The organism is Colwellia sp. MB3u-4 (assembly GCF_014077065.1).
Taxonomy (GTDB): domain Bacteria; phylum Pseudomonadota; class Gammaproteobacteria; order Enterobacterales; family Alteromonadaceae; genus Cognaticolwellia.
The window spans coordinates 547,689-570,269 of sequence record NZ_JACGVE010000079.1; the positions used below are offsets into that span (position 1 = coordinate 547,689).

The following is a 22,581-nucleotide window of genomic DNA, read 5'->3' on the forward strand; positions in this document are numbered from 1 at the left end:
TGGACCACAGCCTCAATTATTGTGGTGTTCACTTCAAACTATCTTGTCATTTTTGATACCTTGCTGCTTAATTTTAGCACCACTTTATTGTGCTAATACCGCTTTGGTAGGATGCTGAATATGTGTCGTTTGTGCTGGTTTTTTTCTTTTAACTATCAGTAAACCTTAAACTTTTAGCGAAAAAATGAAGGTTTTTTTAATTTATCATGACACTAGAGACCCAATATGGCATTAATTTATCCCCATTTAATTACCCTTCTACCATCGGTTTAACCTAATGATAAAATGTGAGTGGTAATCTAACTTCAATGCAGAAAATATAGCCATTGAAATAATTTTCGCTCAGTGCTCAATTCATTCATTCAATTGGTATGACTATTTTGTTAAACTCTTTGGCAAAACTCATGCACAATTTTTTGCCATTTTATGATGGCAGTTTAATGTTAAATACTTGTTTGGAAATAAAATGAAAATTACTGATAAAAGCGTTGTTCAGTTTCACTACATACTTAAAGATGAAACGGGTGTAGAAATAGAAAACTCATATGCTAATGAGCCACTAGCTTACCTACACGGTTACAAAAATATGTTAGTCGGCGTAGAAAACGCTTTAACAGGCAAAGAAACTGGTGATAAATTTTCAGTAACCTTACAGCCAGAAGACGCTTATGGTGAGCGTAAAGAAGACGCTATTCAGCGTGTGCCGGTAAAACATATGCAAGGTTTAGCCTCGCCAAGTGCCAAATGGAAAGCGGGCATGACAGCAGTAGTTAACACTGACGATGGTCAACGCCAAGTGACTGTTGTTAAAGCGGGTAAATTTATGGTTACCGTTGATATTAATCCGCCACTAGCGGGTAAAGTACTGACCTTTGATTTAGACGTTACTGACGTACGTGAAGCAACGGATGAAGAAGTTGAGCATGGTCACGCACATGGCGCTGGCGGTCATCAGCACTAGCGATGTAATTAACAAAATATCTTCAAAAAGCCGACGTTAAGTCGGCTTTTTTATGCTCAGGACGAGCGGTATGCTGCGATCACATGGATGTGAAAGAGCAGCGATGTTCAGGACGAACGGTATGCTGAGATCACATGGCCGTTCCTAGCCATTCATGGCTCCACGGAATCAGTACATCTCGCACATCCCTATGCGTCTATGTCAAAGAACAGCGAGCTTTCTCTTTAGCTGTTATTGAACTGAATAAACTTTCCGTTTATCGAATTCATATTATATTTTTTTGCCATACTGTTAAGGTAAGTTATCCATTTAGTGCAATTTGTAGAATACCTTCAGGTCATCAAATAACAATAAGGTCCAGAATATGTTTACATTAAAATCATCATTAACCACCCTAGCGTTACTCGTCAGTACCAGCTTGTCTCAGTCAGCATTGGCGCAAACGACCGTTATTCATGCGGGCGAATTATTAGTGACGGCCAATAAGGCGCCGCTTAAGCAACAAACCTTAGTGATAAGTGATGGTAAAGTCACTGAGCTTAAATCTGGCTTTGTTGATATAAGTCGTTTTGCCAAAGACGCAAAATTAATTGATTTATCATCGAGTTTTGTCATGGCTGGCCTGATGGATATGCATGTGCATTTACAAGGTGAACTTGGCCCTAATAACGACAGTGATATAGTTAACTTATCTGATGCAGATATATTAATGAAAAGTGCCTATTTTGCTCATAAAACCTTAATGGCTGGCTTTACCACAGTACGTGATTTAGGCAGCAGTGCTGAACAAATTTATGCCCTGCGCGATGGTGTCAAGCGTGGTTGGATAGCAGGGCCAACCATCATTGCTGCTGGTAGCAGTGTCGCGGTGACTGGCGGGCACGGCGATGTTGATGGCATGGCGCCTGATTTGATGGCGCTACATACCGCAAAAACTATTTGTGATGGCCCTTATGATTGTCGACGAGCGACTCGTCATGCTATTAAGTTTGGTGCTGATGTGATTAAGATTACTTCTACCGGTGGTGTTTTATCCGATACTGATACCGGCACGGGTCAGCAAATGGCTGATGATGAATTAAAAGAAGTGGTTGATACGGCGCACTCGCTTGGGCGTAAAGTGGCGAGTCATGCACATGCCGCTGCTGGTATTAACGCGGCATTACGTGCCGGCGTTGACAGTATTGAACACGGTAGTTATGCCGACAAAGAAAGCATTAAACTCTTTAAACAAGGTGGTGCTTATTTAGTCCCGACATTGATGGCGGGAGATACCGTGGTTAATATGGCGAAAACCACTGACTTTATGTCGCCAGCGATTCGCGTTAAAGCTATTCGTGTGGGTGGTGACATGATTAAAAATTTCAAACGTTCATATAAAGCGGGTGTGAAAATAGCTTACGGTACAGACAGCGGCGTTTCAAAACACGGTTATAATGCTCGAGAAGCACAATTAATGTTTGCCGCGGGTATGACTCCAGAAGATATTTTAGTTTCTGCGACCATTAATGGCGCCGACTTAATTGGCAAATCAGCAACTTTAGGTACATTAGAAGTGGGTAAAGTGGCCGATATTATTGCTATGCATGCTAGCCCTTTAAACGATATTAATGAACTACTCGATGTCGATTTTGTGATGAAAGCAGGTAAGGTAGTTAAACAAAAGTAATCTCAATAGCGTTTAGATTGACGTAGTGATGAAAAAGGCTGTGTTAAACAGCCTTTTTATTGCCTTATTTTCTTCGCAGAACCCCAGTAGTTAATGCAACACCAAGCAAAATAATACCGCCGCCCAACAGCATCATTAAGCTGATGGTTTCACCTAAAAATAATGCTCCCCATAGAATACCAAAGGCAGGAATTAAATAGGTTACTGATATCGCTTTTGCGGGGCCAAGTTGTGCGATAAGTCGAAAGAATAAAATATAGGCGACGCCAGTACAGATAACACCAATCAAAAGCACTGACCACAGGGCATTTGAGCTCGGTAATGTTTCAGGAATAAAAAATAAACTCAAGGGTAATAACATTGCGGTAGCGGCAATTTGGCTACCAGCAGCTAAGGCCAACGGTTTTATTGTGCTGAGATTTTTTTTAGTATAATTAGCGGAAATACCATAACAAAGTGGGGCTAACATAGCCGCTAACGTTGGCAATAATGCATTATTTTCGACTGATTTATCTGTAAATTCAATGTCGAAATGTAAATTATCTGACACTAATAAATACACCCCAATAAAGCCAATAACTAAGCCAAACATGGCACTTAGGCTTAACTTATCTTTTAACCATATGTAGGCGACTATAGCGCTAAACATGGGTGCTGTTGCGTTTAATACTGATGCTGTCCCCGCTGTTAGCGTTAAGGTGGCAAAACTAAATAGAGTAAAGGGTATTGCGGTATTTAAGGCCCCAACTACAAAGATATCTCGCCAACGTCCTTTCAGTGCCTTAGTTTCTTTAAATAAAACTAAGCAGATGATCAAGAAGATAGCCGCTATGCCCGCACGTAATGTGGCAAAAACTATTGGGCCAAACTCTGGCGAACCGACCCGCATAAACATAAATGACGCGCCCCAAATAGCGGCTAATAATAGCAGTTCAATGCTGGCTTTATGATGTAGGGTACTTAATGTTTTCAACGACTATCCTTAGATAAAAAGTTATAACTGAGTTTTATTGAGTTTTGCATAGTTGCTTAATGAATAGTTTTTTAATGAATAGTTGCTTAATGGATAGTCGCGATAATCGGACAGCTATTGTAAATTAAGCGAGTTAATCGCATTGAGGTTATTTAATGCTTTTTGTCATACTGATGATTTTTTCGATCGCGATAACATTCAATGTTGCTATGGTTGTCATCTGCCAATTAATATTAAAATCATACAAGGTCATACCGTAAATTCTGTCGTCTAGGCTATTTTTTTTATAGGCAGGGCGAGGATCTTGGCTTAATACTTGTTCGATAAGGCTTTGCAGTCTTGGGTAGTGGCCGATGTTGTCGGCTAAAGTAAGGCGTGCTGCGTTGGAAAATATCACGTCAATATTACTGCTGGGTTGTTCTTGTGCATAGCCGCCATGAGCATTTTCGACAATATCTGCATAAGGAACGTAAGGTTTTATATCAACTATCGGGGTGCCATCAAGCAAGTCTAATTCACTAATATGCAAAATAACCTGAGAGCCTTGTTGCCCAGAGAAACGTTGTTCAATGCGGTCAAGTTTAACAACAGACATACCTATAGGGTTGGGTCTAAACGTTGAGCGAGTCGCTAATACGCCAAGCTTCTTATTACCGCCTAAACGTGGCGGTCGCACTAGCGGCTTCCATCCTTGGGCTTGTGTGCCATGAAAAATAAACAATAACCAAATATGACTAAATTGCTCTAAGCCTCTTACTAATTCAGCATTATTGGCCGAACCCGTTAGGCGCAACTGCCCTTGAGCCGCGGTAACAATACCCGGCTGTCGAGGGATGGCAAATTTTTCTTTATAAGGTGAGTCGATAGTACCAATAATATTTAAATTAACGCTATCAGTCATTTTTTATCTTGCTCAACCTTATAGGCACGGCCATAGCAAACAGTAGAAGCAACGCAATATTTTGCGGCTTTATCTGTTTCGATCATCACACACTGGCTAAAAATGATGGCATTTGCCTCAAGTTTATAGGCTTGGCGTCGTGCTTCTGTACGGGCATCAATTTCATTTGGCAGCGCATGATAAGCTTTTTCTTGGCAAGACTCGCCTTCAACTAAACCGAGAAACTTATAGTGACCGGTAAACTCTTTTTCACTTGTCACTATTTTTACTGTGGTCGGGGAAAAATAATTTTTGAAATTCTCTCGGTCTAAGTTGGTTGATATGTCATTTATTTTTGCACAACCTGCGCTCAATAATACCAGCAGTATGGTTATGCTAGAGGTGTATTTCAGTAACCTTGGTGCTGCTCTATGTTTTTTAAGCATTTTTTAAAACCCGTATTTATTTATGTTGACGTTGATGTTGATGTCAAAGCTGAACATCTTATTTCACTAAACTCATATCGCCTTTAATCCAATAATTGAACAGTTTATCAATAGTTTTATTTTGCTGTTTCATTGAGATCCAATTACGCATAAATAGTTCAAAGCTGTGATCATTTTTATTAATCGGGAAGGCCATGTAAAGTGGCGCTAACTCAGGTTTAGGGACTACCACAGTATAGCTTGGCTTGAGCAGGGTCCAAGCAGACGATGCTGCTGCACCAAAAAGCATGGCATCAATATGGGAAAATTCGGGCTTAAAGAATAACCGCGGTGTTGATATTTCCCAAGCTTTGCCATGCGTGAATGTTTTAGCAATGGCTTTTTCATAATAAAAGTTTTCAGGAATACCCAAAATGAGATCATCTCGCTGGAGAATATTATCCCAGTGGGTAAATTCCGCACGCCTTTTATCTTTAACGATAATAGCCAGACTTTGCTCGCTGTAAGGCATGGTTAAAGTAAACCTCATCATGTTATCTGGAATAACCGGCACACCTGTGGTGATGTCTAGATAACCTGAGCTTAATAATGATTCTGCCTGATGGCGAAATACCTTCACAAATTCAAGGCTAACATTTAAATCAATGGCGAGCTGGTTCATTATTTCAATATCAAAGCCAACCAGTTTGCCGTTATTGTTATGAAATGAATAAGGCAAATCGTCGCGAAAATAACCCACGCGGATAAAACCACGTTGTTTTATGCGAGTAAGCACCCCAGCAAAGGGCTGAATAATATCGTTACTTTCCTGGACATCATCTAAATATATGCTGTGAACGCTTTCCATGAGAAAGTCACGTTTTATAAATTTCGCATAGCCTTCGTACTGATAACTAATTGAGCTAAAAGCAAACTTTAAGCTGATGAAGGCAAAAACAGATAAGAGGGGAATAAGGGCTAAATTTCTAATTAAGGCTTTTTTCTTGATACGAAAAGCCTTAGCCATACTTGTTGCAACCAGTAAAGGTAGGCAGCTGGCAAAAATTACTGAAAGTAGTGCCGATAAACGACCGACAACTAAGTTTTCAGCAACAATAAAAAAATCAAACATTGAATGAGAAACGTTAAATAACTCTAAAAGATTTTGCATGGCCAAAGTACTAGTGCCAAACAATTGCGGAATACCCATCACCACTAACTTCACATAATCTTCAAAGCTGATGTAGGCACCAGAGAACCATGCGGCAAACAAAACAAATAGCAGCGACAATAGTTTACCGCCAACCGGTAAACTATAACTAATAGGTACGATGACATCAGAGACTTTATCCACATTGTCAATGTCAGGATATTGTGAGGCGATTAACTGTTTGGTTTTTTCCACAATGATCGGTATAACAACAAAAAAACTGCCGGTGGCGAATGCCGTGATCATCGCTTCTCTTGACGCCTTTAAAATGGCACGATAACCAAAAGGGGTAATAGTGGCGAGCAGGGCAGGAAACACCACAAAGCACAGCAAAAGTGCCAGTACTAAGGCACTAGCAACATAGATCATTAAGCCATCGAGTTGCGAAGCATCAAGCGTTGCTGCGGCGCGCCAACCAATACAAAAAACACCAACAGGGGCAAAACGCATCACTAGGTTGCTAATATTACTGACCGACTGTTTTAAGTTGCCTAGCACGGCGAGGGTTTGGCGTTTATTTTTAATTGGCATTAAGCCAACACCAATAAAAACACTAAAAAACACCACCGAAGGGATCACGGCATTAGCGAAGGCGTTAAAAGGATTAGACGGAATAAAGAGTTCAACAAGATTAAGTTCTTGACTCACTTTTATCGTATTAGCGCTATAAAATTCAGCACTTTGCCAATTAGGAAATGATAATGGCGCCATTAAAATAAAGCATAACATCAGTGCGATTAGCAATATGACCAGTATTACGCTGCTTTTAAGCGCAGACTTAGCTTTGCTAGCAGACAAACCGCCAATACCAACCATAAGTGACAAGGCAATATAAGGCAGCGCTGTCATTTGCAAGAGCATAACAAAGGCATCAGCAAGATGGCTTACCATGGCATATAAGGTTACGCCAAAGCTACCTATGATGAGCCCTATCACCATGGCAAATATAATTTGGCTAGATAAAGATATTTTACTGAGCTTAACTGTTGTCATATTGGCTGATAATTATGTTGCTGCATGATTAATTTGCAGAGTTAAAGGGAGTTACTGGCGCCACGTCAAGCTATAGATTTGCCCTTACAAACTAAGCGCTGAAACTGCATATTGAGGTGGAACGGGTATGCGATACAAGATATTAAAAAGGCAAACCCTTGTCTATGTTCAAGGTTTGCCTTCATTAGTGGTGTTAATTTAATGGCGATTAACGCCTAAAGTAGCGGTTTACTGACTACTTAACGCGCATGCCTGCTTGTGCGCCATCATCTGGATTAAGTATCCACAAGTCTTCACCACCCGGGCCCGCGGCTAACACCATGCCTTCTGACATGCCAAAGCGCATTTTACGTGGCGCTAAATTAGCCACCATCACGGTGAGCTTGCCAATTAAATCTTCAGGTTGATAGGCGGATTTTATGCCGGCAAACACTTGGCGTGTTTCACCCCCTTCTTGGTTATCTAAAGATAACGTCAAACGCAGTAATTTATCGGCTTTTTCAACGTGTTCAGCATTAACGATTTTTACAATACGTAAGTCTATTTTCGCGAAATCATCAAATTGAATTTCAGGCGAAATAGGATCATCTATTAATGGCTCACCGGTGAGTGTTTTCTCAGGCGCTGATTTTTTCTTTCCTGCTTTTTTATCTTTTTTCGGCTCAGCGGCTTCAGTTGTTACGGCTAAATTGTCTTTTGACGCATCAGTCATCGCATTAACTTTATCCATATCAACACGTTGTAATAACGCTTTGAACTTATTGATTTTATGGTTAGTTAATAGCGTTTTATGGCCTGCCCAAATAAGTTCGTCATTTAAGAATGTAGCGGTACTGTCAGCTAAAATAGGTAGTACTGGCTTTAAGTAAATCATCAAGATGCGGAACATATTAATGCCAAGCGAACAAATGTCTTGCACTTCTTGTTGTTTAGTTTCGTCTTTAACTAGCTGCCATGGTTCTTTAATGGCGATGTATTCATTAACTTTATCAGCCAGTGCCATGATTTCACGCATACCACGAGCAAAATCTCGTGACTCGTAATGTGAAGCAATACTATCACCTGCGGCCATGACTTCGTCAGCTAAGGCTGGGTTATCAATATTTTCTGACAGCATGCCGTCAAAGCGTTTAGTAATAAAGCTGGCACAACGTGACGCGATATTAACCACTTTACCAACTAAATCTGAATTGACTCTTTGGGCAAAATCTTCAAGGTTTAAATCTAAATCATCAATACGGTGCGTCAGTTTTGCGGCGTAGTAATAACGTAGATATTCAGGGTTTAAATGGTCTAAATAAGTGCGACCTTTGATAAAGGTACCTTTTGATTTAGACATTTTTGCACCGTTAACGGTAACAAAACCATGGGCATAAACCGAGGTTGGCTTTCTATAGCCAGCGCCTTCAAGCATGGCTGGCCAGAACAAACTATGAAAATAAATAATGTCTTTACCGATAAAGTGATAAAGCTCAGCTTCTGAGTCCAATTGCCAAAAAGCATCAAAGTCGATACCGGTTCTATCACAAAGATTTTTAAAACTGCCCATATAGCCAATGGGGGCGTCTAACCAGACGTAGAAATATTTACCCGGTGCGTTGGGAATTTCAAAGCCAAAGTAGGGCGCATCACGACTGATATCCCACTGTTTCAAGCCTTGTTCAAACCATTCAGCTAACTTATTGGCCATTTCTTCTTGTAGTGCGCCACTGCGAGTCCATGCTTGTAACATGTCGCCAAAAGCCGGCAGGTCAAAGAAATAATGCTCTGAGTCACGTAATACCGGTGTTGCGCCAGAAACTACTGAACGTGGGTTTAACACCTCCATAGGTGAATAAGTTTCACCACAGTTATCACAACTGTCACCGTTTTGGTCTTCACTTTTACATTTAGGGCAAGTGCCTTTAACAAAACGATCCGGTAAGAACATGCCTTTTTCTGGATCATATAGCTGTGAAATAACACGCGTTTTTATATGACCATTAGCATGTAAACGGTTATAAATTTCTTCAGCAAAGGCTTTGTTTTCATCAGTGTGCGTAGAGTGATAATTATCATAGCTGATATGAAAATCTGCAAAATCCGCCATATGTTCTTCACGAACACCCGCGATTAACTCTTCAGGTGTGATACCAAGCTCTTGTGATTTTAACATGATAGGCGTGCCGTGAGCATCGTCAGCACAAACAAAGTAAGTTTCATGACCACGCATACGCTGGAAACGAACCCAAATATCAGTTTGAATATGTTCTAATAAATGGCCTAAATGAATAGAACCATTGGCATAAGGGAGGGCACAAGTAACTAAAATTTTACGCTTCTCTGCAGATTGCACAGATGACTTTGATAACGACATATAAAGTTTACATATTATTGGTGGTAATTATGCAGGGAATGGTACAGAATTTGTGGTTACTTTTCATTAAGAATTATCACCTTTATGTTATAAAGGCTAGATAAAAAGTGCGTTTTAACTATGTTATCAAATTTCTTTTCTAAAAATGTAGTCAGTGTTGAAAGCCAAAAGGCTATTAATGTTTTTCTTGATGCCTACCGCTCCGATATTTTCCCTCAAGGCCCCCTTATTATTGCTCAGGCTGTCACTATGGTGATGGCTAAAAAAACTATCCTGATCAAAATGTCACTGCCGTTCCCATGTGACGGTGAACTACATGATATTGCAGAACAATTGACAGAACTAGTGCAGCAACCGGTTAATTTTGATGTTGAATATCATGTTGAGCCGGTTAGAGAACACAGCATTAAAGGTATAAAAAATATCATTGCGGTTGCTTCTGGCAAAGGCGGTGTGGGTAAATCAACCACCGCGGTTAATTTAGCTTATGGGTTAATTGCCGAAGGATGTAACGTCGGTATTTTAGATGCAGACATTTACGGTCCCTCGGTACCTACCATGTTGGGTTTAAAGGGCGCAAAGCCCAGTTCAAATGACGGTAAATTGATCACGCCACTTGAGGCAAATGGGTTAAGTGCTATGTCAATCGGCTTTTTAGTGGATGATGCCAACGCTACCGTGTGGCGAGGCCCAATGGCGAGTCGAGCTTTTTCGCAATTACTCAATGAAACTGACTGGCCTGATTTGGATTATCTGATTGTTGATATGCCTCCGGGCACGGGTGACATTCAATTAACCTTAGCGCAGCAAGTACCAGTAGCATGCGCTGTGGTGATCACTACGCCGCAAGATATTGCCTTAGCTGATGCCATTAAAGGTATGGCGATGTTTGAGCAAGTAAAGCTGCCTGTACTGGGTATTATTGAAAACATGAGTTATCACCAGTGTGAAAACTGTGGTCATCAGTCGCACTTATTTGGTGATGGTGGTGGCAAGCGCATCGCTAATGAGGCAAAAACACAATTACTCGGGCAACTACCCCTCGACATTCGTATTCGAGAAGACGCTGATAGCGGTAGTTGTGCAATAAATGAAAATAGCACTGGAGAAGTAGCGCTGCTGTATCGTAGTATAGCGCGCAAAGTTGCTGCGCAATTATACTATCAACTCGATATGCGCAGCCCAACAACCGCGAAAGTGTTCGTTGAATAAAGTAAAAGCAAGATCATTTTAAGATACAAAAAGAATACAACGTTCTTTTTGTCGACATAATACCAATTAAAATTGTTCTCGCTACGCGCTGAATTGATTAACTTAATGGGTATAACAACTGAGTTTAAGAAGAATAATCATGAGATTAAGTGACAAAGATATAGAAGAAAGCCTTCGCAAAGGACAGATCGGGATTTCGCCAGCGCCAGATAGCAGTATGATTTCTGGGGTCAGTGTTGATATTCGCTTAGGCAATGAATTTCGCGTCTTTCAAGATCACACGGCGCCTTATATCGACTTAAGCGGCCCAAAAGACGAAATGCAAAAAGCGATGAATGCGGTGATGAGCGAGGAAATTTATATTCCAGACGGCGAAGCTTTTTTTCTGCATCCGGGAGAGTTAGCATTGGCGGTTACTTATGAGTCAGTAACCTTACCAGACAATATCGTTGGCTGGTTAGATGGTCGTTCATCATTGGCACGTTTAGGCCTTATGGTGCATGTTACCGCTCATCGAATTGATCCCGGTTGGTCAGGTCAAATAGTGTTGGAGTTTTATAACAGCGGCAAATTACCTTTGGCATTGCGCCCAAAAATGAAAATTGCAGCGCTTAACTTTGAAACCATGTCGTCAAGTGCCGAACGTCCTTATAACAAACGTGAGGATGCAAAATATAAAGATCAAATTGGCGCTGTTGCCAGCCGCATTAGTCAAGATGAGAGTCATAATTAGCAAAAAATTTAAAACTTTAAAACATTAATGCTAACAAAAAGCCAACGAGATAATCGTTGGCTTTTTGGTTTTAATTATTCGCATTTAATCTTTTAAAATTTTATTTCGACTTACGCTAACGGCTGAACTGTGGAAAAATAATCGTTAGCTCGCATTAACTAGGGATTTCTGCATTGTTTCAGCGCGGTTACTTGCTTTTGAAATACAAAAATTTAATGCCGAAATTAACTTATCACGGCTATGAAAGTGACTAACGGTGTCACTACTGAGTTCATGATGATAAACATCTATACGTGTCGATGTGATGCTAGCATCGTGACATATCGCACTATCAATTGGCAGACAACCGACGTTTTCTTCAATCCAAGCTAATTTTTCATCTAATGACAACGCAGCAGCAGGGCTATTTTCAGCGACGATATTATCAATGAACACGCGATGAGCATTGGTTTGGTTTAATGCATTACTAATATCACGCACGAGTAACGGTGGTATAACACTGGTCAAAAAACTGCCAGGTCCTAAAATAACCAAATCGGCATTTAATATGGCCTCTACACAAGTGGGCAAGGTTTTAACTAACGGCGCTAACATTAAACTTTTTGGCATCTCTGACATATTATCAACTGATACTTCACCGATACGACAGCGGCCTTTTGAATAAAAGGCCATTAAATCTGTTGGGGTTTCAGACATAGGCAATACGGGGGTTTTAACTCTTAATAACCGTCGAACAAGTTTAATAGAATCAAGCGGGCGTGAGTGTATTTCTCCTAGACCATAAAGAATTAAGTTACCGAGGTTATGGCCACCGAGTTCATCATTACCGTTGAAGCGAAAATCGAACAATTGGCTGCCGACCGATTTTTCATCAACTAGCTGAGTAAGACAATTGCGTAAGTCGCCCCAAGCGATTGAGCTACTGCGTTTTCTTAAACGGCCAGTAGAGCCACCATTATCTGTGGTGGTAACGATACCGGTGAGTTGATTTCCTAAAAAGGACAGGGTAGAAAGTACACGCCCTAAACCGTGGCCACCGCCAATCGCAACAACATTGAGTTCTTTTAGCTGCATATAACTATTATTTTTTTTAATTGATGATGAACAATAACGCTTTATTTACTATAAATAAAGCAACTCGCTATAGTTTATAACGCTTTTAGCTAGATACCCCCCTATTTTTAGCCTGTTTTTAGCAGAAATTATCAGTAACAACAACGCTGTTATTTCAACCCCCGTGAATTATATAAAATATCGGGCTTTTAAATAGTTGATAAGACAAAATTTAGTCAACTTGTATTATAAATAATCAGTTAGATAAAATCTTTTAAAAAAATGACCTAATATCTAAAATAAGGGTTGACAGTATCTTGGTCGCTGCTTAGAATGCGCCTCGCTTTCAACGAGTAACTTGATTACTTATTGAGAGAAGAATTAGGGTAAGTATTAGGCCACTTATTTTATTTCGATGTGGGGCTATAGCTCAGCTGGGAGAGCGCTTCGCTGGCAGTGAAGAGGTCTGCGGTTCGATCCCGCATAGCTCCACCAATAATATTATTATTCATTTGTGCTGATAACGTAAATGAAAAATAGTTAAAAAGATAAAGTAGTTGGATATACCGCGAGGTTGTCGGACTACAGAAGCAAAATAGTTTATATTTTGTTTTATCGTTTTAGTGTCCTTATCGTCTAGAGGCCTAGGACACCGCCCTTTCACGGCGGTAACAGGGGTTCGAATCCCCTTAGGGATGCCACTTCTTCGGAAGACTTCTACGGAAGTAAAAAAGAAAATGAGTTGTGTTTTACTACACAAACAAGAAATATATAATATAAATCATAAGTTCACTAGGCTAGAGCTTTTTACGATTTTATTATACTAAGTGTTTCGAGTTTACAATGTGTCCTTATCGTCTAGAGGCCTAGGACACCGCCCTTTCACGGCGGTAACAGGGGTTCGAATCCCCTTAGGGATGCCACTCATTTTTAGTTAGACAAGTTTATTGGTAAGTGTTTTTTTGACACATACTATAGAATATGTAGCGTTACTATAAGTTCACTAGGCTAGAGCTTTATACAGTAACATTATATTTAAGTGTTCTATTGGTATTTATGTGTCCCTATCGTCTAGAGGCCTAGGACACCGCCCTTTCACGGCGGTAACAGGGGTTCGAATCCCCTTAGGGATGCCACCATTAACTTAGATTGGTAAATGTATTTATAATATTTAACAATCAACTACAAAACATGAAATCGTTATCGAACGGTTATCATAATTTTTAGTGTCCTTATCGTCTAGAGGCCTAGGACACCGCCCTTTCACGGCGGTAACAGGGGTTCGAATCCCCTTAGGGATGCCACTTATTATTTTACTTTTAGTCAAAATAAACAGTGTTTAAAAGTGAAGTAAAAAAACCGACTTATGTCGGTTTTTTTATGCCTAAAATTTATTAACTATCCAATATCCAATACCCAATATCAAATGGCTGGTGCTCACATTATGAGGTTAAATTTCCAGTGTTTATTCTCATTGAATTCATAGCCATTGAATCAAATCATTGACCCACTTGGTAGGAATGCAGCAGATCTAAATATTTTTAAGCCTCTACACATTCCTTTGTCATTCATTCCTCCCCTTAAAAAATAATAAAATAATTCACAGGGAGAAAAGAAGGAGAACAGCAGGAGAAATAAAATATCAGCTGATCTGTTGCGCTTAAATTTTTTACGACTCTACTCGTTCCTTTCTCATTCACTCCTCCCTATAAAAAATAATAAAATAATTTAGGGCAGGAAAAAAAGAAGAAGGGCTGCAGGAGAAGTAGAAACGTTATTGGGATTGATTGCACATGTTTATGGTTGCCGACTAAACATAAGTACCTGCGTCGACGTTAAAGGCTTTACCAATGCCGTGGAACCATGTTCTTACAAGCATCTGAGTCATATAGAGTAAAATGTAGTAGGAGTTACCGAGGTGGCTATGAACGGGGACGTAAGGAGCAATACACTCCTTGAATTTGAATAATTAACCTTGTTGAGTTTTAATCAACAAGGTTAATTATTGGGTATGCGACCTAAGGGGTTAATTCCTTATAGCTCGCCTATTGAGTTCGATTCCGCTTGTTAATTAAACTCAAGCTTTCTTCAGCAAAACCTACACCAGCCTCGTTATAAAAGTTAAACACTTTGTCTACGCCAAAGCTTTCAAGGGTAATCAGTTCATCATCATAACGCGCAATAGCGGCGATCTTGCCCTGATAATTAGTGCGCCTTATTTGCGCGGTTATATTCTTAATGTCTTGCACAGAAGGAAGTGCTAAAAGTGTTAGTTCAATCTTACTCAGATCAATTTTTTCCCAAAAGTCAGCATCTTCAGCATCACCCAGATAGGTGTGAATACCGTTTTCATTTAACCATTTTACTTTGTCTTTATCTGTGTCTAAGCCCCAAACTTGATCGTCTATCTGAGCACTCAAGGCTCTATAAGCGCCGATACCAACACGGCCCATGCCAATAATCGCAATGGGTGCTTCGCAAGGCTGAACAAAATCATCTTCGACTAAAGGCTTTTTACTTTCAAAGCGCTTAAATTTTTCTTTATTATTGGCAAAGTAATCATGGGCAAAGTTATAAAGTACATTAGTAATAATAAAGGATAATGCCACCGCTAATGACAATATCACTAGCCACTCGGAAGATAGCCAGCCTGCTTCAGTGCTAAGTGCGGCAATAATAAGACCAAATTCACTATAATTACTTAACGCTAACGCCGATAAAAATGCGGTTCTACCACGGAGATTAAGTTTGACTAAAATAAAGAAAAACAGCAGAAATTTAACGGGTAGTAACAAGGTTAATACTGACGCTATAGCAAGCATCTCTAGTGTGGGCAGGGCAGTAAAACCAATAGATAAGAAAAAACCAATCAAGAATAAATCTTTAAAACTCAGTAATGACTTATTTATTTCACTGGCTTTGCTATGAGAAGCTAAATACATACCCGCTAAAAGCGCACCTAAGTCGCCCTTGATTTGAACTAATTCAAATAACTCATAAGCACCGAAAGCGATAAAAAAGCCCATTAATGGAATTAGTTCGCCATGGCCTGCCTTACTAATGACTTTGTTAATATAGGGTTTTAATGGTATTAAAAGCAGTAACAAGCCCGCCCAAGGGCTTGGTAGTTCACCGGTGGCGACGACAAGAAATATCACCGCAATGACGTCTTGCATCACCAATATGCCAATCGCCAGTTTCCCATGGCGGGCGCGCATTTCACCGTGCTCTTGCATAAGTTTAACAACGCATACCGTACTACTAAAGCTTAATGAAAATACGATTAGTGCTGATGTAGTGAGACTTAAGCCACTAACAAAAGGAAGAGTAATAAGGGCGATGGTTTTTAACAGTACGAGTCCAATCAATAACCATAAAACACTGTGGCTTAAGCTGCCAAGCCAAACTTCTGGCTTGAGTAAGTCTTTTATATTGAGTTTCAGGCCAATGGTAAATAGCATCAAGGTGATGCCAATATCAGCTAATACGTTGACCATGCCATCGGCTTCATAGCCTAAAAAGAGTAAGATAAATCCGGCCGCTAAATAGCCGATTGAGGGTGGTAGAGCCACTAATTTGGTTAATAAACCACAAATAAAAGCAAAACCGATCCAAATAAATTCCATGTTAAATTAAGGCTCCAGTGTCATTATTTCATTAAGTTGTTGTTCAACATAGTCAGCGATTATTGGCTGTGCTTGCGCGTTAGGGTGAATACCGTCTGCTTGCATAAGTGCTTTATCGGTGGCAACGACTTCCATAAAAAAGGGCAGTAAGGTGATATTGCTAGCATTGGCGACATCTTCAAAAACTTGCTCAAACATTTCATTGTATCTTGGGCCATAATTTGGCGTTATTTTTATCTTAATCATTGAAACTTTTATGTTTTTATCTTGCGCTAACTTGACCATTTGTAACAAATTATTTTTAATGATTTTAGGTGAATAACCACGTAAACCATCATTTCCGCCTAATTCAATTAGCAACAAGTCAATTTTTTCATTCGCCAAAATGCCTGCTAGCCGAGATAAACCACCACTCGTCGTTTCACCACTAACACTGGCATTTATTATTGTGTAAGCTTGTTTTTGTTCGGTAAGTTTTTGATTAAGTAAGTGCACCCAGCCTTGTGTGGGTTTCATCCCATAACTTGCACTGATACTATCACCTAATAGTAAAATATTGCGGGTTGGTGTGATACTAATGCTGTTATCAAGCGTATTGACCTGTTTGTTTTGTGCAGCAGTATTTGCTGTAGAGATAAAAAATAAGCTAATAAATAATATAAAAAGTGGATAATTTTTCATGCATGTAAATTCCGAGAGTATTCTAAGCGTTAAAGACCTAACTAAATCAGTGCAAGTTGAAGATAAAACGCTAGTTTTGCTTCAACCACTTAATTTAACTGTTGCTGCGGGCGAATCAATTGCCATTGTCGGTTCGTCTGGCTCAGGTAAAACGACATTATTATCGATTTTAGCGGGTTTAGATTTACCAAGTTCCGGACAAGTGTATCTTAAAAACCAGCCTTTACACCAGTATAATGAAGAGCAGCGCAGCCAAGTTCGTGCGCAGCATGTGGGATTTATTTTTCAACAATTTTTATTAATTAACAGCTTAACTGCGCTTGAAAATGTGATGTTGCCAGCCGAGTTAGCCAATATGCCCGATGCGCAAGCGCGTGGCGAAGCTTTACTGGCGCAAGTAGGTTTGGCTGACAGACTGGAACATTACCCTTCTCAGCTCTCTGGCGGTGAACAACAGCGGGTAGCTATTGCGCGGGCATTTATTGCTAAGCCAGATATTTTATTCGCTGATGAACCCACGGGCAATCTAGACAGCAAGACGGGTCAACATATTATTGATTTAATATTCGATTTGAATGTTAAAGAGGGTACCACCTTAGTGTTGGTGACCCACGATGCTAAATTAGCGGCAAGGTGCCAGCGCCAAGTTGAAATGGACAGCGGTGCTTTAACTGAACCCTTGACTGAAGCCACATTAGCAAACACAGATGAAAACCATGCTAAAAATCAGGCTGATAGTCAAACCACAAGCCATGATGATCTTGCAAGCAAAACTTCAGTTTCACAAGTAGGTTAACCATGAGTATTGTTAAAGAAAAAGCATCAAGCATGTGGTTTACTCAATCACTACGCTTATTACATCATGAGCTTCGCCGTGGTGAACTGACCATTATATTTATCGCTATTGCGCTTGCCGTTGCGACGGTATTTTCATTGACCGGATTTTCTGGCCAAATTAAGTATGCCATAGTGGCCAATAGCACCAATACCATAGGCGCTGATCGTGTCCTGCGTATGTCGTCAGAAGTTGACACTAGCATCATAGAGAAAAGTCAGACATTAGCACTAGAATATGCCCGGAAAATTGAAACTGAGTCGATGGCGTTTGCGGGTGACAATATGTTACTCAGTGAACTCGATGCGGTATCTGATACTTACCCTTTGCGCGGTGAACTTAGAATTAAAACGTCGCTGACGCAAATCGCGAGTGTTGTTGCCAATGCCCCTAAACTAGGCACGGTTTGGGTTGAGCCCAGTGTGTTAAGTCGCTTGAATGTTAAGATTGGCGAGGTGATTGAGATAGGTGTTGCGCCGCTCATTATTGCCGGTATTGTTACTGATATTCCTGACCGTTCATACCGCGCCTTTATTGCCGGGCCAACGGTTATTTTAAATATTGCCGATATGCCCAAAACCGAGCTTATTCAGCCAGGCAGTCGTATTACCTATAAGTACTTATTTGCCGGTGAAACCGATGCTATTGAAAGCTTTGAAAAATGGATTAAACCACAAATCAATGAATCACAACGTTGGTATGATGCAAAAGCCGCACAAAATCGTTTATCAAGAATATTAGACACCGCAGAGAAGTTTCTTTCGCTAGCAAGTATGTTAGGCATTGTATTAGCTGCTGTTGCGGTGGCGGTGGCCAGTCGTCGTTATGGTCAACGTCATCAGCCTAACGTGTCAATATTTAAAGCCCTAGGTGCGTCAATTTCGCATGTGAGAAAACTTTATTGTCTGCATTGGAGCTTATTGAGTTGTTTAAGTATCGCAGCAGGATTAGTGGTGGGTTATGGTTTGCTGCTACTGGGTGCTAATGCCATTGCGAGTTATTTATCATTAGCTGATGCACCACTGACTTTTGTACCGTTTTTAACGGCGATATTTACCGGTTTATTATGTGCCATTGCTTTTGCAATTCATCCGATTATGACCTTAGTAAAAAGCTCACCCTTAAATGTTATTCGTGGTTTTAGCCAAGAAAAAGTCGCGCGCTTTGGATGGCATCAATTACCACCTTTATTGGCGTTATTTTTATTACTGTTTATTTTCAGTCAAGACTTAGTGATGAGCGCTGCGTTGTTATTCGGCGGTGTGGTTGTCTCTTTTATCTTGTTGTTGTTTGGCCGTGGCTTAATGAGCGCAGGCCGCAGTGTCGGTACTAAAGCGGGAAAGTCTTGGCATTTGGCCTTAGCGAACTTAAAACGCCGAGCTAGTGAAAACAGCGTGCAACTGGTCAGTTTTACTATCGCTATAATGTTGTTGTTATTGATCACAGTAATGAAAAGCTCAATATTATCAGAATGGGAGCAACAGTTTCCTGATGATACGCCCAATCATTACCTGATCAATATCACTCAAGATCAAATTCAGCCTTTAAAAAACTTTGTTGAAGAAAATAATATTGCCAATCAAGGTTTCTATCATATCTACCGTGGTCGTTTATCAGCAATAAACGGTGTAAAGACCGTCGATAAAGATGATAATGATGATGACAGTCAAGTGCAAAACGCTGAAAAAACTGATGGCACAGAAAAACAACAAGCTAAGAAAACCAAGCAGCAAAAAAGTCGGCAAGGTATGGGCCGTGAACTGGGTTTAACCTGGCGTACTGAGTTACCGGATGAAAATGAAATTATTGCGGGGCAGTGGTGGCAGGTTGGCGACGAAACACCTCAAGTGTCCATTGAAAGCAATATAGCAGAACGTTTGGCGGTTAAATTAGGTGATGAGCTAACCTTCACACTCGGCTCGGATGAGTTTACCGTGCCTGTGACTAGCATTCGTCAAGTAAATTGGCAAAGTCGGCAGTTAAACTTCATTATGGTTTTTAACCAAAGTGTACTTGAGCAATTTCCGACGACATCAATTTCCGCTTGGTCAATATCAGATGATAACCGAGACTTGGTTTATCGCTTTTTGGCCAACTTTCCCACGATTACGGTAATGGACTTTGCTGCCATCATGGCGCAGCTCAATGGTATTATTGAGCAAGTGACGGTGGCGATTCAACTGATCCTCATTTTAGTGGTACTTGCCGGTAGCTTAGTGTTAATAGCGCAAGTACAAGCCAGCATGGAAGAAAGAGAGCGCGAACTAGCGATATTGAGAACATTGGGCGCTAAAGGCAGCTTACTGCGTAATAGCGTGTTATATGAGTTCGTAGCACTAGGCGCTATTGCCGGACTCATGGCAAGTGTTGGTATGGAAATAGCCGTTTATATTTTGCAAAGCCAAGTATTTAATATGTCAGGCAGTTTTCACTTTCAATATTGGTTAGTGGGTATTGGCGCGGGCGCATTCTTTGTGGGCTTAATTGGTATGCTCAGTTGTTGGCGTTTACTTAAATTGTCGAGTGTTACCTTAATCCGACGAACTATGTAACTTTCTCGCTTTATAAAAACTATATCGCTTTTAACACTAGCGGGTATGCTATGAAATCGCGTATAGTTTTAAGAGCTTATACTATATTAGATAACCAACTGGGTTTAAAAAATGGTTTTACAAGGCAAGTCCGAAGGCGCGGTGAAATTTTTATTGGTTACCGCGGCATTATTTGTTGTGCTAGCGGGGATAAAAACCGCGGCGACATTATTAGTACCATTTTTATTATCAGCGTTTATTGCCATTATTTGTAACCCATTAGTGGTGATGGCGGCGCGTTATAAAATTCCTAAACCGATAGCGGTCATCTTTGTTATTGGTATCTTTGTTTCTATTGCGCTGTCACTGGCTGGGCTTGTGGGTAACTCGTTAAATGAGTTGTCACAACTTATTCCGGTTTATCGCGCGCAACTTCAAGAACAGTTTATTTGGTTAACCCAACAACTTGATGACTACAATATTAAAATATCGTCAGAATTACTGATTGAATACTTTGACCCCGCTGCAGCAATGGGCTTAGCCGCTAACATGCTCAGTGGTTTGGGCAGCGTTATGGCTAATTTATTTTTAATCATAATTACGGTTATTTTTATGTTGTTTGAAGCGTCATCTGTACCGCGTAAATTACATTTAGCGCTTGACGATCCGCAAGCTCGCTTAAAGCAAATTGACCGATTTTTATCCTCAGTAAATAATTATATTGCCATTAAAACCTTGGTGAGTATTGCCACCGGCATTTGTGTTTCATCAATGCTGTGGGTGTTTGGTTTAGACTTTTTCTTACTGTGGGGAGTGTTGGCCTTTTTACTAAACTATATTCCCAATATTGGCTCCATTATCGCCGCCGTACCGGCAATGTCGTTAGCTGTTCTGCAATTAGGGCCAGCGGCAGCAGGTTTTATTGGCTTAGGCTATTTAACCATAAACACAGTAATGGGCAATGTGGTTGAACCGCGTTATTTGGGCCGTGGCCTTGGGCTATCAACCCTAGTGGTATTTATTTCATTAATATTTTGGGGCTGGTTGCTAGGCACAGTGGGCATGTTGTTGTCAGTACCTTTGACCATGATCATTAAAATAGCTTTAGAAAACTCTGCAGAAGGCAGTTGGTTTGCGGTGTTATTATCGGGTGAAGAAGCGTTGGAAGAGACTTAAGCAAGTAAAAGGTGGCGATAAGCTACCTTTTCTAATTTATAGCACTTTAAAAACTTAAAGCTAAATCCTAACTTATTGGTTCATAACCTTCTAAACTTAAGGGGTTTTAGCTTACTATGTGATTATTAAGCGGCTCTGTAGCTAATTATTAGTCCATTATTAGTCAATTAATAACAGCCATACAAAACAGATGACAATTGATGGCGAATATTAAAAATCAGCAAGATAAAAGTCACAGCCCCAAGTTATCGGCAATGCTTTAGCAAGTGGAAATAGCATTGAAGGGGCCAAGTGCTCATGTTTAAATTAACTGGGTTTTTGACCAATCTTAAAATAACCGGTTGAAAGAAATTGCACCGTTTCATTGCGCTTTTTACCAATTAAGATTGCCCCGTCATCCATAAACAGAAAATTTTTCCAGCAACGTTGAAATACTGCCCAAGTGGTTTCAATAACATTATCTCGCGAACTGCAATAATAAACCACGGTATTATTATCCCATTTTAGGTGCGCTAAAATGATCTCGGGTAATAAACATGCTTCACTATCCCAAATGCTTTCCCATTTACCGTTATCAAGCCAAGATGCAGAATTTTCTGGCCAATCACCTTTTTTAAAAAAGTCTGGGTGATCAACTTGTTTACTGATAGCGCCATCCCAGAGTACTTTGGCACGAGTACTGATCATAGGTTTAATTTTTGCTTTGTCGCTATCGCTAATGGGTAAGCTTTTATGCTTAAAGATCCAAGCGTTTTTTAATTCGTCAATTGAGGTGTAATTCATAAAGGTTATATTTGTAACTTTAATTTTGGTATAACAAGTACCGCTAGTATCTCATTAATTTGCTTAAAATTGCAGGTTATAAAATGAAAAAATACAGTTAAAGTTACTGATTAGAGCAATTCGCTGGCTTTGTATTAGTTCACATTGGCCATTTGTCTATTAACGTTTTAGCTGCACTCCCCAGTACGGCTAAATTTATCATGGCTGTTTATTTAACAATATAAGTTTCTTTTCAGCATAAGTTTGACCTTAAGTACCCGTTGTTGCAAAATGCCGCGCTTGGCTTCTTAAATTCCACTCAAAATAAAAACACCTGAACTCTTCGTATATTTAAGTATACGTTTTTTCTATTAAATCACCTGTTTTTTGTTTTATGGTCGTTCAAAAACATTAACAAAGATCGATAGGGTGTATCGCATTAAACTTAACTTTAACTGAAATAAAAAAGTATCAGTCTTAAAAGAAGCAGAAATTTTTTATAGTT

At 40.0% G+C, this 22,581-nt stretch carries 16 protein-coding genes and 5 tRNA genes; 12 read left to right on the plus strand and 9 right to left on the minus strand.

Annotated features, from left to right (window positions below; translation table 11 throughout):
* Window positions 1-466 precede the first annotated feature (466 nt).
* Together H4J61_RS11795 and H4J61_RS11800 are read left to right on the plus strand one after the other, a co-directional pair.
* The gene (locus H4J61_RS11795) at window positions 467-961 is read left to right on the plus strand and encodes a peptidylprolyl isomerase (RefSeq protein ID WP_182185167.1); all 495 of its coding nucleotides are present in this window, start codon (window positions 467-469) and stop codon (window positions 959-961) included.
* A 364-nt stretch (window positions 962-1,325) separates the two neighbouring features.
* Window positions 1,326-2,630, plus strand: coding sequence for an amidohydrolase family protein (locus H4J61_RS11800; protein WP_182185168.1), 1,305 nt, complete (start codon window positions 1,326-1,328; stop codon window positions 2,628-2,630).
* Between the two features lie 64 nt (window positions 2,631-2,694).
* Here H4J61_RS11800 and H4J61_RS11805 read toward each other — a convergent pair whose 3' ends face one another.
* The 5 genes from H4J61_RS11805 to metG all read right to left on the minus strand — a co-directional run bounded on the left by H4J61_RS11805 (window position 2,695) and on the right by metG (window position 9,467).
* Entirely contained in the window at window positions 2,695-3,603 is a 909-nt protein-coding gene (locus H4J61_RS11805; RefSeq protein WP_259363275.1) for a DMT family transporter, read from the minus strand.
* A gap of 148 nt (window positions 3,604-3,751) precedes the next feature.
* A complete protein-coding gene (tsaA, locus tag H4J61_RS11810; protein WP_182185169.1) occupies window positions 3,752-4,504 on the minus strand; it encodes a tRNA (N6-threonylcarbamoyladenosine(37)-N6)-methyltransferase TrmO in 753 nt (250 codons plus the stop codon).
* Window positions 4,501-4,929: an Rcs stress response system protein RcsF gene (gene rcsF / locus H4J61_RS11815; RefSeq protein ID WP_182185170.1), complete on the minus strand. Its 429-nt coding sequence runs from the start codon at window positions 4,927-4,929 to the stop codon at window positions 4,501-4,503. Before rcsF ends, tsaA begins: the two co-directional genes overlap by 4 nt.
* A 58-nt stretch (window positions 4,930-4,987) precedes the next feature.
* The gene (locus H4J61_RS11820) at window positions 4,988-7,111 is read right to left on the minus strand and encodes a cation:dicarboxylate symporter family transporter (protein ID WP_182185171.1); all 2,124 of its coding nucleotides are present in this window, start codon (window positions 7,109-7,111) and stop codon (window positions 4,988-4,990) included.
* Window positions 7,112-7,346: 235 nt separating this feature from the next.
* A complete protein-coding gene (gene metG, locus H4J61_RS11825; protein ID WP_182185172.1) occupies window positions 7,347-9,467 on the minus strand; it encodes a methionine--tRNA ligase in 2,121 nt (706 codons plus the stop codon).
* Between the two features lie 120 nt (window positions 9,468-9,587).
* Here metG and apbC point away from each other — a divergent pair, with 120 nt between their 5' ends.
* Both apbC and dcd read left to right on the plus strand, forming a co-directional pair.
* A complete protein-coding gene (gene apbC / locus H4J61_RS11830) occupies window positions 9,588-10,679 on the plus strand; it encodes an iron-sulfur cluster carrier protein ApbC (RefSeq protein ID WP_182185173.1) in 1,092 nt (363 codons plus the stop codon).
* A 139-nt stretch (window positions 10,680-10,818) separates the two neighbouring features.
* On the plus strand, window positions 10,819-11,412 hold the full coding sequence (gene dcd / locus H4J61_RS11835; RefSeq protein ID WP_182136292.1) for a dCTP deaminase: 594 nt from the start codon (window positions 10,819-10,821) through the stop codon (window positions 11,410-11,412).
* A gap of 144 nt (window positions 11,413-11,556) precedes the next feature.
* Here dcd and yvcK read toward each other — a convergent pair whose 3' ends face one another.
* Window positions 11,557-12,486: a uridine diphosphate-N-acetylglucosamine-binding protein YvcK gene (gene yvcK / locus H4J61_RS11840; RefSeq protein ID WP_182185174.1), complete on the minus strand. Its 930-nt coding sequence runs from the start codon at window positions 12,484-12,486 to the stop codon at window positions 11,557-11,559.
* Between the two features lie 398 nt (window positions 12,487-12,884).
* On the opposite strand from yvcK, the gene H4J61_RS11845 reads away from it, so the two are divergent.
* The 5 genes from H4J61_RS11845 to H4J61_RS11865 all read left to right on the plus strand — a co-directional run bounded on the left by H4J61_RS11845 (window position 12,885) and on the right by H4J61_RS11865 (window position 13,769).
* Window positions 12,885-12,960: transfer RNA gene (locus H4J61_RS11845), tRNA-Ala, on the plus strand.
* Between the two features lie 130 nt (window positions 12,961-13,090).
* A tRNA-Glu gene (locus H4J61_RS11850) sits at window positions 13,091-13,166 on the plus strand.
* A gap of 146 nt (window positions 13,167-13,312) precedes the next feature.
* Window positions 13,313-13,388, plus strand: a tRNA-Glu gene (locus H4J61_RS11855).
* Between the two features lie 137 nt (window positions 13,389-13,525).
* Window positions 13,526-13,601: transfer RNA gene (locus H4J61_RS11860), tRNA-Glu, on the plus strand.
* A 92-nt stretch (window positions 13,602-13,693) separates the two neighbouring features.
* Window positions 13,694-13,769 (plus strand) — tRNA-Glu (locus H4J61_RS11865).
* A 741-nt stretch (window positions 13,770-14,510) separates the two neighbouring features.
* Here H4J61_RS11865 and H4J61_RS11870 read toward each other — a convergent pair.
* Entirely contained in the window at window positions 14,511-16,091 is a 1,581-nt protein-coding gene (locus tag H4J61_RS11870) for a cation:proton antiporter family protein (protein ID WP_182136294.1), read from the minus strand.
* A gap of 6 nt (window positions 16,092-16,097) precedes the next feature.
* Complete coding sequence (locus H4J61_RS11875; RefSeq protein ID WP_182185175.1) at window positions 16,098-16,772, minus strand: arylesterase; 675 nt, start codon at window positions 16,770-16,772, stop codon at window positions 16,098-16,100.
* Between H4J61_RS11875 and H4J61_RS11880 the strand changes: the two genes are divergently transcribed.
* From H4J61_RS11880 to H4J61_RS11890, 3 genes are all read left to right on the plus strand, one after another.
* On the plus strand, window positions 16,771-17,568 hold the full coding sequence (locus H4J61_RS11880) for an ABC transporter ATP-binding protein (protein WP_182185176.1): 798 nt from the start codon (window positions 16,771-16,773) through the stop codon (window positions 17,566-17,568). The genes H4J61_RS11875 and H4J61_RS11880 overlap by 2 nt on opposite strands.
* 2 nt (window positions 17,569-17,570) lie before the next feature.
* Window positions 17,571-20,159 (plus strand): ABC transporter permease, encoded by a 2,589-nt coding sequence (locus H4J61_RS11885; protein WP_259363277.1) that lies wholly within the window; start codon window positions 17,571-17,573, stop codon window positions 20,157-20,159.
* Window positions 20,160-20,270: 111 nt separating this feature from the next.
* Window positions 20,271-21,314, plus strand: coding sequence for an AI-2E family transporter (locus H4J61_RS11890; protein WP_182185177.1), 1,044 nt, complete (start codon window positions 20,271-20,273; stop codon window positions 21,312-21,314).
* Window positions 21,315-21,620: 306 nt separating this feature from the next.
* Here the strand turns inward: H4J61_RS11890 and H4J61_RS11895 are convergent, their stop codons facing one another.
* Window positions 21,621-22,097, minus strand: coding sequence for a DUF2947 family protein (locus H4J61_RS11895; RefSeq protein ID WP_182185178.1), 477 nt, complete (start codon window positions 22,095-22,097; stop codon window positions 21,621-21,623).
* Between the last annotated feature and the right edge of the window lie 484 nt (window positions 22,098-22,581).